This is a genomic window from Niastella soli (assembly GCF_017742245.1).
GTDB lineage: Bacteria > Bacteroidota > Bacteroidia > Chitinophagales > Chitinophagaceae > Niastella > Niastella soli.
The window spans coordinates 799,472-818,983 of record NZ_JAGHKO010000001.1 but is presented as its reverse complement, the minus strand read 5'-3'; the positions used below and the strand labels follow the sequence as shown (position 1 = coordinate 818,983).

The following is a 19,512-nucleotide window of genomic DNA, read 5'->3' as shown; positions in this document are numbered from 1 at the left end:
CACAAGGCATATTACACCAATGAGTTTAAAATTAAATAATACTGTTTCAAATGTCTTTGCCGGACAGGTTTAATTATTTATTACCAAGTAATATTATGCGTTCGTCGATTTCTTTAACAACCTCGGCATTATGAATGTGCTTCTTTCCTTCCTTATACCATTTCACTGCACTTGCCTTGTCGTTTTGCCGTTCATAGGCTTCAGCCAGCATCATTATCGCTTCCAGGTTATCAGGCTGATGATGCACTACTTTCAGCAGGCGTTCAGTCGCTTTGTCAAACTGTCCCGAAACCATACCGCCTAAACCGAGCATAAATTGCGCATACATATTTTCCGGATCCCGTTCGGCCACTTCTCTGATTTTCATGATCCCTTCCATTGGCGAGTCGCTGATGCCTCCGAGGAGGTAGCAACTACCCAGGCCAATTTTAAGTGAATCATTGTCCGGAGCAATTTGTAATGCCTTCTCAAATAACTCTTTAGCTTCAATTCCCATCCACCGCTGTAACCCTGGGTTATCCTGGCGGCGAATGCCTTCTAAAAAGAATTGGGCAGCAAAGGTGAGACTTTTTTGAGAATTTTCCAATTTAGCGGCTTCAGCCATATAATAACCGAAGGGAAGGAGCAAATGCGCCGTATCTCTCCAGAAGCCGGCCAGCTGTTTATACACCTTTATCTGCTGTTCTTTTACGTCACCACGCACCACGGCCGTTTCCAACTGAGCAACCTGGGCCTGCTGGGCAGGCGTAAGCTGCTTCTTGGATGCTTCCAGAATGGCAGTAAAACTTATTTCTTTAGGACTGGCCGCTGCTGCAACAGGGCCAGGGTTTTTTTTAGGGGGAATGGTTTTACCAAAAAAGAAGATCAGACACAGGAGCGCGACTCCACTGCCTACCAGAACCAATTGTTGCTTTTTCAAGAATCAAATCATTTAAGCAACAAATTTACATCTCATCATCCGGGTTTGGTTGATCTTCTTTTACTGATTGCAGTTTTTTAACTTCTGCAACGAATTCTTTGGCTGGTTTGAATGCAGGAATAAAATGTTCGGGAATATGCACCGCAATATTCTTTTTGATATTACGGCCAATTTTAGCAGCTCTCTTTTTTGTAATGAAGCTGCCAAATCCACGAATGTAGATGTTCTCGCCCTGGGACAAGGTGTCTTTTACTTCCTTGAACATGGTCTCCAGCGTAACCAGCACATCAACCTTCGGTATACCTGTTTTTTCCGATATTTGGTTAACGAGGTCTGCCTTTCTCATGTCGCATGAATTTTTACGGGTTTACAAATTTTTATTTTTAGAAAAAATTTTCATAGGAAATGTCAAAGGCAATCTACACTAAATCAATTCTTTAATGAAATTAACGGTAAATTTTCACATTTGCAAGAAAAGTATAAACAATTGAAAATGAATTTTAAACAATTTTTGTGCCTGTTTTTCTACTAAAGTCATTCATTTTCATTGAATTGTGAATAAAAACGGCTGCAAACAAGTATTAGCAATTTTTTTCAGTTTGAGTAAAACCCGCATTCACAAAGCCATTCAAGAGCCAAAAATGGCCGGTTGGCAGACTGGATACAGGAAAAACGAGCAATAATTACATGAAACGTCCATCCCCCATGAAATCGGGATGGTAAGATCCATCTGGCCCCAATAAATTAATATTTTCAGATGAAACCTGATTTTACGCGTAGGTTATTACAATGGAATAAGGACAGTAACAATAGAGCCATGCCATGGAAAGGTGAGAAAGACCCTTATAAAATATGGTTGAGTGAAATCATTCTGCAGCAAACAAGAGTTGAACAAGGCAGGAGTTATTATGAAAAATTCATTGCAGCATTCCCTACAATAATTCATTTGGCCAAAGCGAATGATGAGAAAGTTTTTAAGATGTGGGAAGGACTTGGTTATTACAGCCGTTGTAAAAACCTAATTGCTACTGCCCGCAAAATAGCCCATGATCATAAAGGCAAATTCCCTGCTACATATGATGAGATAAAAGCATTGCCCGGCATTGGACCGTATACGGCGGCTGCCATCTCCTCCTTTGCATTTAATGCACCACATGCAGTGGTGGATGGCAACGTACAACGCATACTGGCCCGTTACTTTGGTATTGACACCCCTATTGATACTACAGCAGGCAAGAAAGAGTTTCAAACCCTTGCACAGTCGTTATTACACCATGATGGACCAGGCATCTATAACCAGGCCATTATGGACTTTGGCGCTGTTATATGCAAGCCACAAAACCCATTATGCGGCGATTGTATACAGAACAAAGTGTGTGAAGCATTTAAGCAGAATACCGTAACACAGTTACCGGTAAAGCAAAAGTCAATTATACGCAAAGAGCGCTGGTTCTACTACTTTATCATAGAATACAGGGGCAAGTGGTATATTAAACAAAGAACGGGTAAGGATATATGGGAAAATTTATTTGAATTTGTTTTGTTTGAATCGCCCAATGCCATTGAAAACATCACTCCTAAACTACCATTCTTAAAAAAACTGGTCAATGGCCAGCAATGCCAGGTTGAAAGCATCAGCCGAACGTACCGGCAACAGTTGACCCATCAAACCATACATGGCCGGTTTATAAAGATCAAAGTACAGGAAGCGTTACCCATCTTGAGCAATTTTTTACTTATCGATAAGAAGCAAGTATCCAACTACGCCTTTCCCCGGGTAATAACTACGTTTTTGGGTGAGCCGGCATCTACGGCCCAGTTGTTTTAAAGCCGTTAGGAATCTTTATTATCGTTCATATGACGTAGCGGGCACTATTATGTACGGGTGGCTATACCTGGTAAAAACTATACTATTTGTGAAAGTCACTACAGATAAGTATCCGGGTCATAATCAGGCTAAAAAAATCTCTTTTTTTCTATTAAAAAATTTAACTTTAAAAAGGAATAAAAAGGCGCAGACGATTATATAACATCAAATTTACCATCTTATGAGAGGAGTAAACAGGGTAATGCTAATTGGTAATTTAGGAAAGGACCCGGATACACAGCACCTCGAGGGACACATTGCCGTAGCAAAATTTCCTTTGGCGACCACCGAAACATTTAAAGACAGATCGGGCAAGCTTATTTCTCAAACAGAATGGCATACCGTGGTACTATGGAGAGGATTGGCTGAGCTGGCGCAAAAGTACCTACACAAAGGTAGCCTGGTATATATTGAGGGCCGACTTCGCACGCGCAGCTGGGAAGACAAGGAGGGTAATAAGAAATTTGCAACAGAAGTAGTTGGAGATAATCTGATCATGTTGGATAAAAGGGCCGATGCAACGCATGGATCGCATGGCACTACTGCCCCTCATAGCGAAAATTTGGAAGGATTTAACAGTGCCGATATCCCACCCATAGGTGATACTCCATCCCAGGATTTGCCATTCTAACCCAACGCATTATTTTTGCAGTTCAAAAATAAATTCAGCAGGGGGCCGATTAAAGGTGTACTATATTGCTTTTAATCGGCCCCTTTCTGATTAACTTTGTTAATTAAGGATTTAACGACTGGGATGCAGTTCGACTTGATGAGATCAATATTATTCATGAAAACCCCAAGTTTTGGATAAGCCTTTGTTGATTTTTGGATCTGAGTATGGGTATAAGCTGCTGTTGATGGTGACCAACGTTCAGGCTACCACTCTGCTGGCTGCCGCAGTGCTGGTGTTATTACTGCTCTCTTTTTTTATTTCCGGTGCTGAAATGGCGTTCTTTTCACTGACGTACCGGGATATCAATATGCTCAAGACGAAGCAGGATACTGGCTGGAAAAGGATTGCCACCCTGTTGGAAGAACCCAGGGCGCTGCAGGCTTCTTTAATGATTGCCAATACCCTGGTGAATATTGCCATCATTATACTCTTGAATTTCTTTATTGACCAGGTACTGGTCATGAGACCTGGCAATGTTTCAATGTGGGTAGGTTATGGCATAAAACTGGTCATTATTTCCTCCCTGATCGTCCTTTTTGGCGAGATATTGCCTAAGGTGCGCGCCTCACAAAACAACCTGCGCTCAGCCTACGAAGCCTCCTTTCTGGTGGAAGTGATCTTTTACATGTTCAAGCGCATCTCCAACTGGCTGCTCAGGATATCTGATCGCCTCGAATCGTTGCTAGGCGGCAAGGCGTCCAGGGCATATACCCATCAGCAGCTGGAACAGGCTATTAAAAGCACTATACACGAAGAAGAGGAACAACGCATCCTGGCCGGTATTTATAAATTCCCCAATATTACCGTAAAACAGATCATGCGCACCCGGCTCGATGTGAATGGAATTGAATATGAAGCCAACTTTCAGGCATTGAAAAGAAAGGTGGAGGAACTTCACTATTCCCGCCTGCCGGTATACCGAAAAAGCCTTGATGACATTGTTGGTATTGTTCACACCAAAGACCTGCTTCTGTATTTGAACGAAGCCGATAATTTCGATTGGCATGTAGTTGTTCGGCCGCCGTTCTTTGTACATGAACAAAAACATATCGAAGACCTGCTGAAAGAATTTCAAACCAGGCATGTGCACTTTGCCGTGGTGGTTGACGAGTTTGGCGGAACCAGCGGTATAGTTACCCTGGAAGACATACTCGAAGAGATCATTGGCGACATCAGGGATGAATTTGATGAAGAAGAAACCGGTATCAAGAAAATAGACGAGAACACTTTTATTTTCGAAGGCCGCACCATGATACACGATGCCTGCAAAATTATGAACCTGGCAGAAGATACATTTGACCAGGTTAAAGGCGACAGCGATTCCATGGCCGGGTTAATGCTGGAACTGGTAGGGGAAATTCCCAAGGTAAATGATACCGCCTCTGTGGGCGATTTTGATTTTATTGCCCTGGAAGTTGACCGCAACCGCATCAAAAAAATTAGAGTCGCCATCAATATTAAACAGGATAAACAAATAAGCTAGCCAGGAACAACGTAAAAGGCCCGAGGTGTAAGGTTCCTGAACCCCGCAATGGCGGAGAAAGCGCTGAAACCAATAGTATAATTAAATGAAAACTTCTCTTATAAAAGTTACTTCCCTTATCGTTTTGCTGATTTCGGTAGTAGCCTGCAACAGTACGTACACCCCGAAACGGAAAGGATATTTCAAGATTGATTTTCCCAAACACGAGTACAAATTATTTGAACAACCGGGTTATCCTTACTCATTTGAATATCCGGTCTATGCGGCTGTTTTAAAAGACACTACCTTTTTTGAGGATAAACCTGAAAACCCTTACTGGATCAATATCGACTTTCCGCAGTTTCATGGAAAAATATACATCAGCTATAAGGACATTGGCAAGAACGACCTGAACAAGCTGGTGAACGACGCTTACAATATGACCTATAAACACAGTACTCGCGCAACGGAGATCGTTGATTCCGCCATGCATACACCCAATGGAGTAGGCGGGGTGTTTTTTTCGGTGGGAGGCAATGCCGCCACCGCCAAACAATTTTTTATAACTGATTCTGTCAGACATTTTTTACGGGGTGCCCTGTACTTCGATGCCAGCCCCAATGAAGATTCCCTGGGAGTGGTAAACAACTTTTTACAGGACGATATGAAGCACCTGATCAATACGTTCAAGTGGAAATAAGGGTGTTTAACCTGTTAAATGCCAGTTACCGGAAAAACTTTGCCAGCCCCACTGACGGTTTATATTTAATTTTACGTTTTAAAACCTTTTTAAGTGATAGTAGTAGACAAAGTGTTGATCAGTGATGAAATTGCAGAAGCGCAATTTGTATGCGACCTTAACAAATGTAAAGGTGGCTGTTGTGAAGAAGGTGATGCCGGCGCCCCACTCGAGGATGAAGAGCTCGACATCATGGTTGACCTGTATGAAAAAATAAAACCTTACCTCACCCCGGCTTCTATTGCCGAAATAGAGCGTAAAGGCAAATATGTTTATCATAAAGAATTTGGCTGGGTGACGCCCACCCTGGGCGGTGATAACGAGATCTGCGTGTATGGCACACGCGATGAAAAAGGTATTATAAAATGCGCCTTTGAACAGGCCTATAACGATGGCGTTATCAATTGGAAAAAACCAATTAGTTGTCATTTCTTCCCTATAATTCAAAAAACCGGCAAAAAGGGCGATTACGATCGAATGAACTATGAGCCGCGGCCTACTTTGTGTAGCCCCGCCTGTTCACTGGGAAAGAAATTAAAAGTTCCGGTGTATAAATTCCTGAAAGAACCCATTGTTCGCAAATACGGCGAAGACTTTTACAATGCGCTGGAAATAGCCGCTACAGAATATAAATCAGACAGTAAATAAACCTGGTTCCTCTGAAAAAGGCACTCTGACTACCAACGGGATAGCTCAGGATTATGAGGCCGAAAGTATCCAGGAACTTAGAACACTGGAATACAGGCCACAAGCTTGATGCCGTACCCCGCAGGCAAAGGCAGATTGCGGAAAGCACAAAAGAACTCAGAACTTAAAATAAGACTTAGAACCATATGAGCGAGCATGCTGACTCTTTCATGGCTAAAAGCACCATTAAGGCTGCTGATCTGGAACACAGAAGGAAAATAAACTTCAACATAAGTAAATACAATGCGTCAGTACCTCTTGGAAAAACGCAGTTTACCGACGTTCACCTGGCACGAGAAAAAGCTAAAAATATAAAATGGCGGGCAATTGAGAACCTGGATAAGAACCTGGAGCAGTTTGAATCCATTTTAACTAAACGCGGCGGAAAAGTGATCTGGGCTGAGGATGCCAAACAAGCGGTTGAAGAAGTACTGAAAATTTGCAAGGCGAAGAACTGCAAAACGATCGTGAAGAGTAAAAGTATGGTGACGGAAGAAATTCACCTGAACGATCATCTGGAAGAACACGGCATTGAAAGTGTGGAAACCGATCTCGGTGAATATATTCAACAGCTGGACGGCGAACCTCCTTACCATATTGTAACCCCTGCTATGCACAAAAGCCGGGAAGACATCGCCAAATTATTTGCCGAGAAATTGAATGTGGCGCCTAACCTGTCGGCCGAACAACTGACCCTGGTGGCGCGTGATAAATTGCGGGAGAAATATGTACAGGCTGAAATAGGCGTCACCGGCGCCAATTTTATACTGGCCGATATAGGTGGTGTAGCTGTAAGTGAAAATGAAGGAAATGCCCGTTTAAGTAACGCGTTCCCCAAAACACATATCGTTATCACCGGGATTGAAAAGGTGATTCCTTCCATGAATGACCTGGCCCTATTTTGGCCATTGCTGGCAACCTATGGTACCGGTCAGCAGGTCACTTCTTATAACACCATTATCTCTGGGCCCAGACAGCCGGGCGAACCCGATGGCCCCGATGAAATGTATGTAATTCTGCTTGATAATGGTCGTACCAACATCCTGGCCAATGAAAGGACCCGGGAAAGTTTGTATTGCATTCGCTGTGGTGCCTGTTTGAATGCCTGCCCTGTTTATAAAAACATTGGTGGCCATGCTTACGAAACAACTTATAGCGGCCCAATTGGGGCTGTAATTACTCCGCAATTAAAAGGCCTTGAAGAATGGAAGCACTTAAGCTATGCCTCCTCATTGTGTGGTAACTGTACAGAAGTATGCGCCGTAAAGATCAACCTGCACGAAATATTGCTGGAGAACAGGCATGATGCAGTAGAAGACGGGGATTATAGTTGGGGCGAAAAAGTAGCCTGGAAAGTGTGGAAACAAGCCTCCCTGCACCGGAACATGTATAATATGGGTAACCAGAAATTAAAGAACTGGATGGTAAATAAAGTGTTCAAAGGCTGGACCACCCACCGCGCCGACCTGAACTTCGCCGGAAAGACATTTAATGAGATGTGGCGTGAGAAGAAAAGATAACTGAAAAAGTCAACTATTACAGTTGACTTTTTTATTTTGCAGCTACCGATGCTACTTCTTTATACTCATACCATAACGCCACGATTGCAATACATCGTGGACTTTATTAGTAAAGAATTGTTTGATAAAGCCATCACTATCACTACCGATGCGGCTTACTTCAAGGCATCGGACCAACCGCGTTTAAACTATTCGGCCCAGGAGTTTTCTGATGGAGAATTCTTTTTGCGCTCCACCCATTTACTTTTTGAAACTGGTATTCGCCCCCAGCACTTTGAATGTTTTGAGGTGAACTTTTACAAGGCGTTTTACGAAACATCGGGCGATTTTCCATTCGATATATTTGCGGCTTCCTTTTATTTATTGAGCCGGTACGAAGAATACCTGCCACATGCCATAGATGAATATGGCCGTTACGCGCACATAAACTCCCTGGCACATCGTGAACACTTCTTAACACAACCGTTGGTCAATTACTGGCTACAATCGTTTAAAAAGGCATTGGAATACAAGTTCCCTGAATTGATTTTTAAAAAGGCGCAATTCAAATGCTTATTGACATACGATATTGACATGGCCTGGTCGTACCTGAATAAAGGCTGGTTGCGAACTATAGGCGGCTTTTATAATTCCATTCGCAAAAAAGAATGGGCGCGCGTAAAAGACAGATGGCTGGTTTTACGGGGTAAACGGAAAGATCCCTTCGATTGCTTCGAGTGGCTGGATGCCTGGCATTTATACTGTCGCCTGAAGCCTCATTTCTTTTTCCTGGCTGCTAAAAAATCTGGCCGTTACGATAAAAATAATTCCTGCAATAAAAAGCCATTCCGCGATCTGATCTCCTATTACGCCAAGACCTGGCATATAGGTGCGCATCCATCCTGGCAAAGCGGCGACGATGCAGCGTTGTTAAAAGAAGAACTGGAATGGCTGGAAGTGGTAGGGGAAAAGAAGATCACTCACAGCCGGCAGCATTACATTCGTTTTTTCATGCCTGTAACCTACCGACGGTTAATTGAAGCAGGCATCGAGAAGGATTTCTCCATGGGCTATCCTACGATCAACGGATTCAGGGCATCTGTATGCTCGCCATTTTATTGGTACGATCTCCAAAAGGAGCAGGCGACTTCGCTGCTGATCTATCCGTTTTGCTTTATGGATGCCAATTCATTATTTGAACAAAAGCAAAACCCACAACAAACATATAATGAGCTGGTCCAGTACTATGAGCGGGTAAAAGTTTGTAAAGGTGTTTTTATTCCGGTCTGGCACAACTTCATATTAGGTACCGATCCCACATTCGAAGGCTGGCGCAAAATGTTTGAATTGTTTATGAAAGAAACAGTGTATTGGGATGCTTATACTGACGAATAGATACAACGGGGAGGTTTTCAAACATATTTCGCAGGGGGCTTACCCGGACCTCACAGGGACTTTATCCCTGTGAGGTCCTTGTTAGGTCCTTGTGAGGTCCTTGTTAGGTCCCTGTTAGGTCCCCCTTTGATGTCATTAAAATTCAGGCGCAATTGGGCTTACATAAAAAAAGAGGGTGTATCAAAAGTGATACACCCTCTTTGCAATTATAATAAGCGTGCTAATTAGTGTTTGAAATGCCGCATGCCAGTCATAACCATAACTAACTGATGCTGCTGGCAATATTCGATTGAATCTTTATCCCGTACAGAACCGCCAGGTTGAATGAAGGCAGTAATACCGGCCGCATGACCCAACTGAACGCAATCATTAAAAGGGAAGAAGGCATCGCTGGCCAGTACAGCACCATTCAGATCGAATTCAAATTGACGGGCTTTTTCCAGGGCATGACGCAAAGCATCAACGCGGCTTGTTTGTCCGCAACCCTTGCCAATGAGCTGTTTATTTTTAACCAGTGCAATAGCATTTGACTTCAGGTGTTTGCAAACAATGTTGGCAAACTCCATATCGCTTTTCTCGTTGGCTTTGCTTTCGCGGCCACCTACTTCTTTCCACTCCAGGTAATTGCCTTTATCTTCACCCTGGGCCAGAACACCATTCAATACTGACTTATATTGATTTGGGCGGTTGGTCGTTGATTTCTGTTGTAACAGAATGCGGTTTTTCTTTGATTTTAAAACCGCCAGGGCGTCTTCATTAAATGAAGGGGCAATCAATACTTCAAAGAAGATCTCATTGATTGCATCGGCAGTGGCCTTGTCAATAGGTTTATTACAAACAAGTACCCCACCAAAAGCGCTTTCAGGGTCGCCGGCCAGGGCTGCATCCCAGGCTGCTTTCACAGAATCTCTGGAAGCGATACCACAAACGTTGGTGTGTTTGATGATTGCGAACACCGCTCCGGTTTCCCCAGCAGCAAAATCATTGATCAGTTGTACCGCCGCATCTACGTCAACCAGGTTATTGTAAGAAAGTTCTTTGCCATTTAACTGATCGAACAATTGATTCAGATCGCCATAGAAAATGCCGGTTTGATGCGGATTTTCGCCGTAGCGCATTGTTTTGGGACTGGGAATTGATTCCAGGAAGTACAGGTCGCCTTCCGGATTGAAATATTTTGCAATAGCCACATCGTAATGAGCTACAATTTGAAATGCTTTGGAAGCAAACGCCCGGCGTTGTTCCAGGGTGGTGGTGCCGTTTTGTGCAGTAAGCATATCGGCCAGGATCTGATAATCAGATTTTGCGGCTAAAACAGTTACATGACTGAAGTTTTTGGCTGCGCCGCGGATCATGGAAGGACCGCCGATATCAATTTTTTCGATGATCAGCTTTTCTTCAGAAGTGCTGGCAACGGTTTCCTCAAAAGGATACAGATCAACAATAACCAGGTCAATTTCCGGAATATTGTATTGCTTCATTTCCTGGAGATCCGTTTCTACCTCTCTGCGGCCCAGGATACCCCCAAAAACTGAAGGATGCAGGGTTTTTACCCGGCCACCTAATATGGAAGGGTAGGTGGTTAAATTTTCCACTGGTACCACCGGAATGCCCAATTTTTCTATAAATGACTGAGTACCACCAGTTGAATAGATGGTAATGCCTTGCTCGTGCAGCACTTTTACAAGCGGCTCAAGGCCATCTTTATAAAAAACGGAAATTAATGCAGACTGTATCTTTTTGGTCATATACGTATTTTATTCGGAAGTAGTGAAAGGGACATTGGGGATTACCAACCGTCAACGACTTATCAACAGTTGATTTAAGGGCGCAAAGGTAGGTTAATACAGGTTGAAAACAAAAGCACCCTTGTCTGCCACCGAAAAGGTGCCAAGCCCCATTTGGGCACATTCCTGTTGCCATTTGGCGACTTTCCAGGCAGCATTGGATGCATCAAAAACGAACTGGCGACAGGTGAAAACACGGGATACCTCCGCAATTTGAATGACAGAGTTATTGGAAAGAATAATAATGTCAACTGGGGTGTTTGGGTAAAAGCGGGAAAGGTCTAATGGACCATCGATCACTAAAAAGGAAGTGTGTCCGAACCGGAAAAAGTTTTTTTCACCCAGTATATTTCCGGGGTTAAATGTGTTGTTTACACGGTGTAGTAACCTGCAGGGTTGCAGGTGAAATTTTTGCAATAAGATGTCCTGCTGTAATAAACTATCCCCTTTAAAAAAATATTTAGTACCTACCATAACGTCAATGGCGCTATGTCTGGGAACGTTATAGACAATTAGTTTTTTCTGTTGGCGGGTGTTCCAGATCTCAACAGTACGAAAAACTATAAAAAACAATAGTGACAAAAGCGACAATACTGCGCCCCTGTTCCTGTTATTCAATAACCACCATGCCATTGCGATGATCAGGAGATAAAAACATACCAATTGAGGCCCGTTTATTTGCAGATTGCCCATAGTTGCATAAGGCAGGCTGCCAACCCATTCAATAAAAGTATTTAACCAGGAGATGGTATGTTGTAACAGATACCCTATCCCCGATGCTATTAATGGAAATAAGCCTGCCACACAGAGTATTATTTCCCCAATTATAATGAGGCTCGATAAAGGAACAGCCAGTAGGTTGGCAATGAGAAATAAATTGGGAAACTGATGAAAGTGGTACACAGAAACCGGTACGGTAAGTATTTGCGCTGCCAGCGTAACACTTACCGACTTCCATAAAAGGTTGAGGACCTTATTGGGTACATATAAGAGGTTGTAAATGGGTTTATAAAAAATGGCCAGGCTCAATACGGCTGCATATGACAATTGAAAACCCGCATCCCATAGCCAAAAAGGATTGTAGCAAAGCAACAGAAATGCAGAAGCCGCCAGACTATTATAGATGGACGTTTTTCTGTTTAGATGTGCCCCAATAACGAGGCAGGTGAACATAACTGCGGAACGAAGTACAGACGGAGAATTACCGGCAATACAGCTGAATAACCAAAGGCCGGCAACAATAACAAGGGGTTGTAACAGTTTTCCGCCTGGGCGTGAAGCAAGCGGTTTGCATAACAGCATTAATAACCAATATATTAGTCCAAGATGTAAACCAGAAATGGCAATGATGTGCACTACCCCGGTATCAGTATAGGATTGAACCAGGTGTTGGTCAAGGTCTTCTTTATACCCTATAAGCATAGCCTCGGCCAGTCCGGCTTCTTTTGTTCCGGGGATGTATTTTTTCAGCAGTGCAACAATTTGCGCTCTTGTGGAAAAAAGATATTTCCGAAACAGGTTTTCATTTTTTATTTTGAGTGGAACATACTCGCCCTGCTTAAGGTAAACCTGGTGTGAAATGCCCTGAAAAGTGCAGTACCGTTGATAATCGAAGCAGCCCGGGTTGCCAGTATTTTTTACCGGTTGCAATGGTTTATAGAGTAACAATTGTTTACCATAATGTAGCTGTTGAATGGTACTGTCTTTTTGAAAATAGAGAAGGATCTTACCGCTGACCTTGGTAAGAGCATGATTAAACAATACTGCCTGAACAGATGCAATGGTTTTATAGGATTGCTTTTTTTCAGACAGTGGTTCTTCAATGGTTACCAGAATAACCTTTCCTGCTGTATTCTGCCTGGTAATACTCGTTTTTTGATGTTGGATATCACCATAAAATAAAACTAAACCTCCCGTGGCAAATAGCGTTGCATGTAAGAATATGCCGTTAAGCCATTGGGCACGGTATTGGCGTGAAAGAGGCTGTGTATAAAAGAACCAGCGGGCTACAATAGGGAGGGCGAAAAACAGCCACATGAAATGAAGGGGAACAGGCCAATACCACTGAAAAGCAATGCCTGCAATAAGCGGAATTAAGAGCCGGATAAAAGGTGATCGTTTCCAAATGGGCCAGGCAGGCAAATGAGACATACCAACGTACCAATAAGTGATAAATAAAACAGATCAGTAATAGGAAATAAAAGAAAACCTGTGAATGGAGAAAGGGGAGGGGCTTTAAAAACAAACTACCTACTTTATCAAAAAAGGACAAGGCTAATGGTAAAAAGATAAAGCAGGTAGTTTGAAAAGGAAAATTCTGTTATCAGAATAAAATTTCCTCAAGAGGATTTGTGGATAACAAAAGCCTTGAGGAAATCTGTCGGCGGTTTTTCACAGGACCATTGGATTTATAAAACGGGATGATAGCAACTCTCCATCACTAATTTCAGACAAAAACCGGATACATGCCAGAAAAGCGTGATTTATTAACTACGGTTTTTTGTACGGGTAATTAGCGGGTTAAACACCCCCGTAAAAAGACGGGGTTAAATAGTGTTTTTTAAACGGTTATTTCTTTCTCATTTCACGGTATTTGCACCGTCATTTTCACGTGACTCATTGAACTCCTTCACGTTATGAATAATAGTAATTCGTAATTAGTTGTCTAACATTCAGTTGTAGCCGAAGTTTTCTGTGGTGTCGCCGCTACTTTTACAACGACAACACAATCACACTAAACAAAACTCACAAGCTATGACTACAATTGAAAAAAAATCCTTAGGGGTAGGAAAATATGTAAATACAAACCATGTTGATACCCTGATTCGTACCTATAAACAAGAACGGTGGCAACAGAATTCTGAGCGCATGGGGGAAGAAGATACCCTGAGTCTTTTCTATACCATTGAAGAATTGGAAGAATTTCTGCAACGTTCAAAAGCTGCCGGTGCCAACACTATCAGCATTCATTTTGGCGTATATCCTGAAAACTTTGCTGAAAGACCAGAATATGCCGGCAAACAAACTACCGTATTTGTAGCAACAGATCGCCAGGAAACTGAAAATGGCGTTGCTCATAAACACGTGTACCAGGAAACAACCAATGGCAAGCAACTGCTGGCTTACAATATGGGAACATGGCCTCCCGGAGGCGTTGAAACTGATTATGATGGCCTTGGTATCACTATTGTAGACAAGGGTGATGGCATGATCGTGATATAGGAAATTATCAGGACCTATTATATTTTGAAAATCCGCCCCGGTTTAGCCGGTGCGGATTTTTTATTTATGCTGAATTATCTACATTAGTGCCCGATGGAAGTGACCTCCCTGATTATAGAAATTATTTGTTTTTTAGCGTCCCTTGCCCTGTTTTGGCAGGCATCTGTACCGAAGTACCTGAAAGCTTTTCCTTTCTTCCTGTTGATCACGCTCGGGGTTGAGTTTGCCAATAAGCTATTTGTGAAGACGGATCATAGCGCAGCCCTGTTGTATAATACTTTCACCACATTCGAGATCATCTTTTACCTGTATATTATAAGATGTTGCATATATAATTTAAGGATCAAAACGATCATATTGTGGATAATGGTTATTTACCCGGTACTGGTAATTATAAACAGCGCTTTTTTTCAGGTAAAAACCTTCCACACGAGTACCTATTCATTCGGTTGTTTACTCGTTGTAGGTGCCTGCATCTATTATTTTTTAGAACTATTTCAATCTACTTATTCAGTTAACCTGGCAAGGGAACCGGCATTCTGGGTCTGTTCGGGGTTGTTATTCTTTTACACCTGTACCTTTCCATTAATGGGTTTATGGAACCACTTGCATGGATTGCCGAGTATCATTCTACGTAACCTGTTTGCCGTTTTACAGATCCTGAATGTTTTATTGTATTCTTTATTTTCTATTGCTTTTTTATGCAGGATCAGGTTCCGAAAGGTTAATACTGCATTGTAGATTCTACTATTGATATAAGTTTTAATATATGAGTGCTGATATTTACATAGTAATAATAATGGGCGCTATACTGGCTGTATTGCTGGTGGGCTTTATTGTTACCACACTTTTCCTGTATCAACGAAGACAACACCGGCAGGAGTCGGAAATAATCCGCATGAAAGAAGAATATGAACGTGAAACGCTGAAGTCGCAATTGGAAATACAGGAAGAGACCTTTAAGAATATTGGCCAGGAATTACATGATAATATCGGCCAAATGTTATCGGTGGTAAAGCTTTCCCTGGCAGTATTGCCCATGACCGACCAGCATGAAGCGCATGAACCTATACAGGCTGCCAGACAGGTATTGAATAAAGCGATGATTGACCTGGCCAATCTTACCAAAAGTCTGCATACCGATCGTATAGCTCAAATCGGTTTGGCTGAGTCTATCCATTTTGAACTGGAAAATATAAACCGCACCGGGTTGTTGGATATCGAATTCTCTGTGTCGGGTCTTGAACAAAGCCTCGACGATCAAAAAGGGATCGTGTTATTCAGAATTTTCCAGGAAAATCTCAACAATATTTTAAAGCACTCAAAAGCCAGGAAAATACAAGTGAACTTAACCTACCTTGAAAACAAATTCATAATGAAGATCATAGATGACGGGGTGGGTTTCAATGTTTCGGAAAAGAAAAATTCCAGTTCCTCTGCGGCTGGTGTTGGATTAAAGAGTATTTTCAACCGGGCAAAACTAATTGGTGCTGATATAGACATGCAAAGTGAACCTGGCAAAGGCACTGTTGTTACCATTCGATTGCCCATACCTCATTAAAAAAAGTGAATGCGCGAGAATAATGACAGTTAACAAACAAATACAGGTGGCTGTTGCCGATGACCACACTTTGTTGCGAAATGCACTGGCAAGATTGATCAATTCTTTTGAGAATTATAAAGTGTTGTTTGAAGCAAGTAATGGCCAGGAGGTTAAGGAAAAGCTTAACAAACATATTATACCCGACATAATTTTGCTCGATGTAAATATGCCGGATATCGATGGCTATGAAACAGCCAAATGGATTTACAAGAACTTTCCACAAGTAAAGATCCTTGCCCTTTCCATGTTCAGCGATGAAAATATTATTATTCGCATGTTACGCCTGGGTGCCAAGGGGTATATTATGAAGAATGCAGAGCCGGAAGAATTAAAACTGGCATTGGATTCGGTGTTGCATAAAGACTTCTATCTTTCTGAATTGATTTCCGGTAAGATCATCAGCGGTTTGCATAAAGACATGGACAAACCTCAGGAGCCTGTTCACCTCACTGAAAAGGAAAAAGAATTCTTGAAATGGGTTTGTACCGAACTGACCTATAAAGACGTTGCCGGTAAAATGTTTGTAAGCCCCCGCACGGTAGATGATTATCGAAACTCCCTTTTTGAGAAGCTGGGTGTTAAAACCCGGGTAGGACTGGTTATCTACGCCATCAAACACAGCATGGTAGAAATTTAATTACTATTTCTCTGTTTACTTATAAAGATAAATACCCGTAAAATAACGCTTGTTTATTTTACGGGTATTCAGTTTGTGCGTATATAGCTATCCCGATGCTGTAGTAAGACGCTAGCAGAACAGGTTAAAAAGAGAGAGGTAGTTACTTAAAGGATCTTCTTTAAATAACTACCTCTTTTTTATTTTCTATCTAACTTATTTACTCAAATACATGCTTCTGTCTTTATACAATTGACGGAAGTAAGGATCCCGCAGGTCTTTGATGAAGCGGATGGCTTCACCAGTGCTTTTCATTTCAGGACCCAGCTCTTTGCTTACGCCAGGGAATTTTTCAAAGCTGAACACCGGCTCTTTGATCGCATAGCCCTTGAGGCGTTTTACGAATTTAAAGTCGCGCAGTTTATTGGCGCCTAACATGATCTTGGTAGCTACATTCAGGTAAGGGATCTGATAGGCTTTTGCAATAAATGGTGTTGTACGTGAAGCGCGTGGGTTGGCTTCAATCACATATACTTTACCATCTTTAATGGCAAACTGAATGTTGATGAGACCCTTGATGTTTAATTTGAACGCGATCTTGCGGGCATATTCTTCCATTGTTTCCACCACCAGCGGGCTCAGGTTGAACTGAGGCAACACGGCGTTGCTGTCGCCACTATGGATACCAGCAGGCTCAATGTGTTCCATTACTCCCATGATATGAACGGCTTCTCCGTCGCAAATGGCATCTATTTCAGCTTCCTGGCAACGATCGAGGAAGTGGTCAATGAGGATCTTATTGCCGGGGATATGCTTCAACAGGCTTACTACTGCTTTTTCTACCTCTTCGTCATTTATCACAATACGCATGCGCTGACCACCTAATACATAACTGGGGCGAACCAGAACAGGATATCCTACTTTATTGGCTACTTCAACCGCTTCATCAACTGTATAGGCAGTTCCATAATTGGGGTAAGGGATGCCCAGTTCTTTCAGCATATCGCTAAAGCGACCACGGTCTTCTGCGATGTCCATGTTGTCGAAAGAAGTACCAATTATTTTCACTCCTTTTTTAGTTAACCGCTCAGCCAGTTTCAGGGCTGTTTGTCCGCCTAACTGAACAATAACGCCTTCTGGTTTTTCATGCTCGATCAGCTCCCATAAGTGCTCCCAGAATACGGGTTCAAAGTACAGTTTATCGGCCATGTCGAAGTCGGTAGACACAGTTTCGGGGTTGCAGTTCATCATGATGGCTTCATAACCGCACTCTTTCAGCGCCAGCAAACCATGCACACAGCAATAGTCGAATTCAATACCCTGGCCAATTCGGTTGGGTCCTGAACCGAGTACGATCACTTTTTTGCGATCACTCGCCTTGCTTTCACTGATGTTACCAGATTCGAAAGTGGAGTAGAAGTAAGGTGTTTTTGCTTCAAACTCGGCACTGCAGGTATCCACCATTTTATAAACGCGGGTAATACCAGCTGCTTTCCGTTTTTCGTATATTTCTTCATCACTGCCATCCTGCATGATTTTGGCGATCTGTTCGTCGCTAAAGCCCATGAATTTGGCTTCTTTCAGCAGTTCAATAGGCAGGGTGGCTGTTTTATATTTCTCGATCTCTTTTTCTACGTCAACGATCTTTTTGATCTCATTGATAAACCAGCGGTCGATGAGGGTGGCTTTAGCAATGGTCCCAACTGAAACGCCGTCCATAAGGGCATCCTTAATACGGAAGATGCGGTCCCATTTCGGAGTTTTGATATATTCGATCAGTTCTTCAGCGTGCATCTGGCTTTTGCCGTAGTAACCCAGTCCAACCGCGTTGTTCTCGAGGCTTTGACAGGCTTTCTGAATGGCTTCTGTAAAGCTTCTGCCGATAGACATTACTTCACCTACCGATTTCATTTGAAGGCCGAGTGTATCGTTGGCGCCTTTGAATTTATCAAAGTTCCAGCGGGGCATTTTCACGATCACGTAATCCAATGCAGGCTCAAAGTAAGCTGAAGTGGTTTTAGTGATCTGATTCTTCAATTCATCGAGGGTATAGCCGATTGCGAGTTTAGCCGCAATTTTAGCAATGGGATATCCGGTGGCTTTGGAGGCCAGGGCCGATGACCGGCTCACACGCGGATTTATTTCAACGGAGATCAGTTTTTCTGTTACGGGATCCAGGGCAAATTGTACGTTACAACCGCCTGCGAAATTACCGAGGCTGCGCATCATAAGGATGGCCTGGTTACGCATGTCCTGGAAAGCGGTATCGCTTAAGGTCATGGCCGGGGCCACTGTAATGGAGTCGCCGGTGTGAACCCCCATTGGGTCAAGGTTCTCAACAGTACAAATGATGGCTACGTTATCATTCTTGTCGCGTAACAGTTCCAGTTCGTATTCTTTCCAGCCCAATACGGCCTTTTCAACCAGTACCTCATGAATGGGAGAAGCTTTCAAACCTCTATCGAGGGCGGCTTCCAGTTCAGATTTGTCGTGAACGAATCCGCCACCGGTCCCACCCAGGGTGAATGAAGGACGAATTACAAGTGGGAATCCTATTTCCTGGGCAAATTCCTTTCCTTCGAGCAGGGAGTTGGCCACTCTGGAGGGAGCAACCGCAACGCCTATCTTCAACATCAGCTGGCGGAATTTCTCCCGGTCTTCTGCTGTGTCGATGGCGGCAATATCAACCCCGATCATTCGAACATTGTATTTTTCCCACACACCTAATTCTGCTGCCTCTTTAGCCAGGTTTAAGGCTGTTTGTCCGCCCATGGTCGGAAGCACCGCATCAATCTGGTTTTCTTCCAGTATTTGCTCAATGCTTTCTACCGTCAGTGGCAACAGATAAACCTTATCGGCCATCATAGGATCGGTCATGATGGTAGCAGGGTTACTGTTGATGAGAATTACTTTAATTCCTTCTTCCCTGATACTACGGGCTGCCTGTGAGCCGGAATAATCAAATTCACAAGCCTGGCCGATAATAATGGGACCTGAACCGATAATTAGTACTGACTTGATAGAAGTGTCTTTTGGCATTTTG

16 protein-coding genes are annotated in these 19,512 nt (G+C 42.9%); 11 read left to right on the top strand and 5 right to left on the bottom strand.

Features of this window, described 5'->3' with window-relative positions; all coding sequences use genetic code 11:
* Positions 1 to 73: 73 nt before the first annotated feature.
* Positions 74 to 919, bottom strand: coding sequence for a tetratricopeptide repeat protein (locus J7I42_RS03140; RefSeq protein WP_209137313.1), 846 nt, complete (start codon positions 917 to 919; stop codon positions 74 to 76).
* A 25-nt stretch (positions 920 to 944) separates the two neighbouring features.
* Positions 945 to 1,265 (bottom strand): HU family DNA-binding protein, encoded by a 321-nt coding sequence (locus tag J7I42_RS03135; RefSeq protein ID WP_081145882.1) that lies wholly within the window; start codon positions 1,263 to 1,265, stop codon positions 945 to 947.
* A 411-nt stretch (positions 1,266 to 1,676) separates the two neighbouring features.
* On the opposite strand from J7I42_RS03135, the gene mutY reads away from it, so the two are divergent.
* The 7 genes from mutY to J7I42_RS03100 all read left to right on the top strand — a co-directional run bounded on the left by mutY (position 1,677) and on the right by J7I42_RS03100 (position 9,241).
* Positions 1,677 to 2,747 carry an A/G-specific adenine glycosylase gene (gene mutY, locus J7I42_RS03130; protein ID WP_209137312.1) on the top strand — a complete coding sequence of 357 codons (1,071 nt, stop codon included), beginning with the start codon at positions 1,677 to 1,679 and terminating at the stop codon, positions 2,745 to 2,747.
* Between the two features lie 220 nt (positions 2,748 to 2,967).
* A complete protein-coding gene (locus J7I42_RS03125; RefSeq protein WP_209137311.1) occupies positions 2,968 to 3,417 on the top strand; it encodes a single-stranded DNA-binding protein in 450 nt (149 codons plus the stop codon).
* Positions 3,418 to 3,589: 172 nt separating this feature from the next.
* Positions 3,590 to 4,942 (top strand): gliding motility-associated protein GldE, encoded by a 1,353-nt coding sequence (gene gldE, locus J7I42_RS03120; RefSeq protein WP_209137310.1) that lies wholly within the window; start codon positions 3,590 to 3,592, stop codon positions 4,940 to 4,942.
* 85 nt (positions 4,943 to 5,027) lie between these two features.
* The gene (gene gldD / locus J7I42_RS03115) at positions 5,028 to 5,621 is read left to right on the top strand and encodes a gliding motility lipoprotein GldD (RefSeq protein WP_209137309.1); all 594 of its coding nucleotides are present in this window, start codon (positions 5,028 to 5,030) and stop codon (positions 5,619 to 5,621) included.
* Between the two features lie 93 nt (positions 5,622 to 5,714).
* On the top strand, positions 5,715 to 6,308 hold the full coding sequence (locus J7I42_RS03110) for a DUF3109 family protein (protein WP_209137308.1): 594 nt from the start codon (positions 5,715 to 5,717) through the stop codon (positions 6,306 to 6,308).
* A 185-nt stretch (positions 6,309 to 6,493) separates the two neighbouring features.
* A complete protein-coding gene (locus tag J7I42_RS03105) occupies positions 6,494 to 7,867 on the top strand; it encodes a LutB/LldF family L-lactate oxidation iron-sulfur protein (protein WP_209137307.1) in 1,374 nt (457 codons plus the stop codon).
* Positions 7,868 to 7,951: 84 nt separating this feature from the next.
* Positions 7,952 to 9,241 (top strand): polysaccharide deacetylase family protein, encoded by a 1,290-nt coding sequence (locus tag J7I42_RS03100; protein WP_209137306.1) that lies wholly within the window; start codon positions 7,952 to 7,954, stop codon positions 9,239 to 9,241.
* 224 nt (positions 9,242 to 9,465) lie between these two features.
* Here J7I42_RS03100 and purH read toward each other — a convergent pair whose 3' ends face one another.
* Positions 9,466 to 10,989, bottom strand: coding sequence for a bifunctional phosphoribosylaminoimidazolecarboxamide formyltransferase/IMP cyclohydrolase (purH, locus tag J7I42_RS03095; protein ID WP_209137305.1), 1,524 nt, complete (start codon positions 10,987 to 10,989; stop codon positions 9,466 to 9,468).
* 93 nt (positions 10,990 to 11,082) lie between these two features.
* Positions 11,083 to 13,179 (bottom strand): ComEC/Rec2 family competence protein, encoded by a 2,097-nt coding sequence (locus tag J7I42_RS03090; RefSeq protein WP_378570081.1) that lies wholly within the window; start codon positions 13,177 to 13,179, stop codon positions 11,083 to 11,085.
* Positions 13,180 to 13,782: 603 nt separating this feature from the next.
* On the opposite strand from J7I42_RS03090, the gene J7I42_RS03085 reads away from it, so the two are divergent.
* The 4 genes from J7I42_RS03085 to J7I42_RS03070 all read left to right on the top strand — a co-directional run bounded on the left by J7I42_RS03085 (position 13,783) and on the right by J7I42_RS03070 (position 16,490).
* Complete coding sequence (locus tag J7I42_RS03085; RefSeq protein WP_209137303.1) at positions 13,783 to 14,250, top strand: hypothetical protein; 468 nt, start codon at positions 13,783 to 13,785, stop codon at positions 14,248 to 14,250.
* 93 nt (positions 14,251 to 14,343) lie between these two features.
* The gene (locus tag J7I42_RS03080) at positions 14,344 to 14,991 is read left to right on the top strand and encodes a hypothetical protein (protein WP_209137302.1); all 648 of its coding nucleotides are present in this window, start codon (positions 14,344 to 14,346) and stop codon (positions 14,989 to 14,991) included.
* Positions 14,992 to 15,019: 28 nt separating this feature from the next.
* Positions 15,020 to 15,811 carry a sensor histidine kinase gene (locus J7I42_RS03075; RefSeq protein ID WP_209137301.1) on the top strand — a complete coding sequence of 264 codons (792 nt, stop codon included), beginning with the start codon at positions 15,020 to 15,022 and terminating at the stop codon, positions 15,809 to 15,811.
* Positions 15,812 to 15,833: 22 nt separating this feature from the next.
* Positions 15,834 to 16,490, top strand: coding sequence for a response regulator transcription factor (locus J7I42_RS03070; protein WP_209137300.1), 657 nt, complete (start codon positions 15,834 to 15,836; stop codon positions 16,488 to 16,490).
* A 195-nt stretch (positions 16,491 to 16,685) separates the two neighbouring features.
* Here the strand turns inward: J7I42_RS03070 and carB are convergent, their stop codons facing one another.
* Complete coding sequence (gene carB / locus J7I42_RS03065; protein ID WP_209137299.1) at positions 16,686 to 19,508, bottom strand: carbamoyl-phosphate synthase large subunit; 2,823 nt, start codon at positions 19,506 to 19,508, stop codon at positions 16,686 to 16,688.
* Positions 19,509 to 19,512 lie beyond the last annotated feature (4 nt).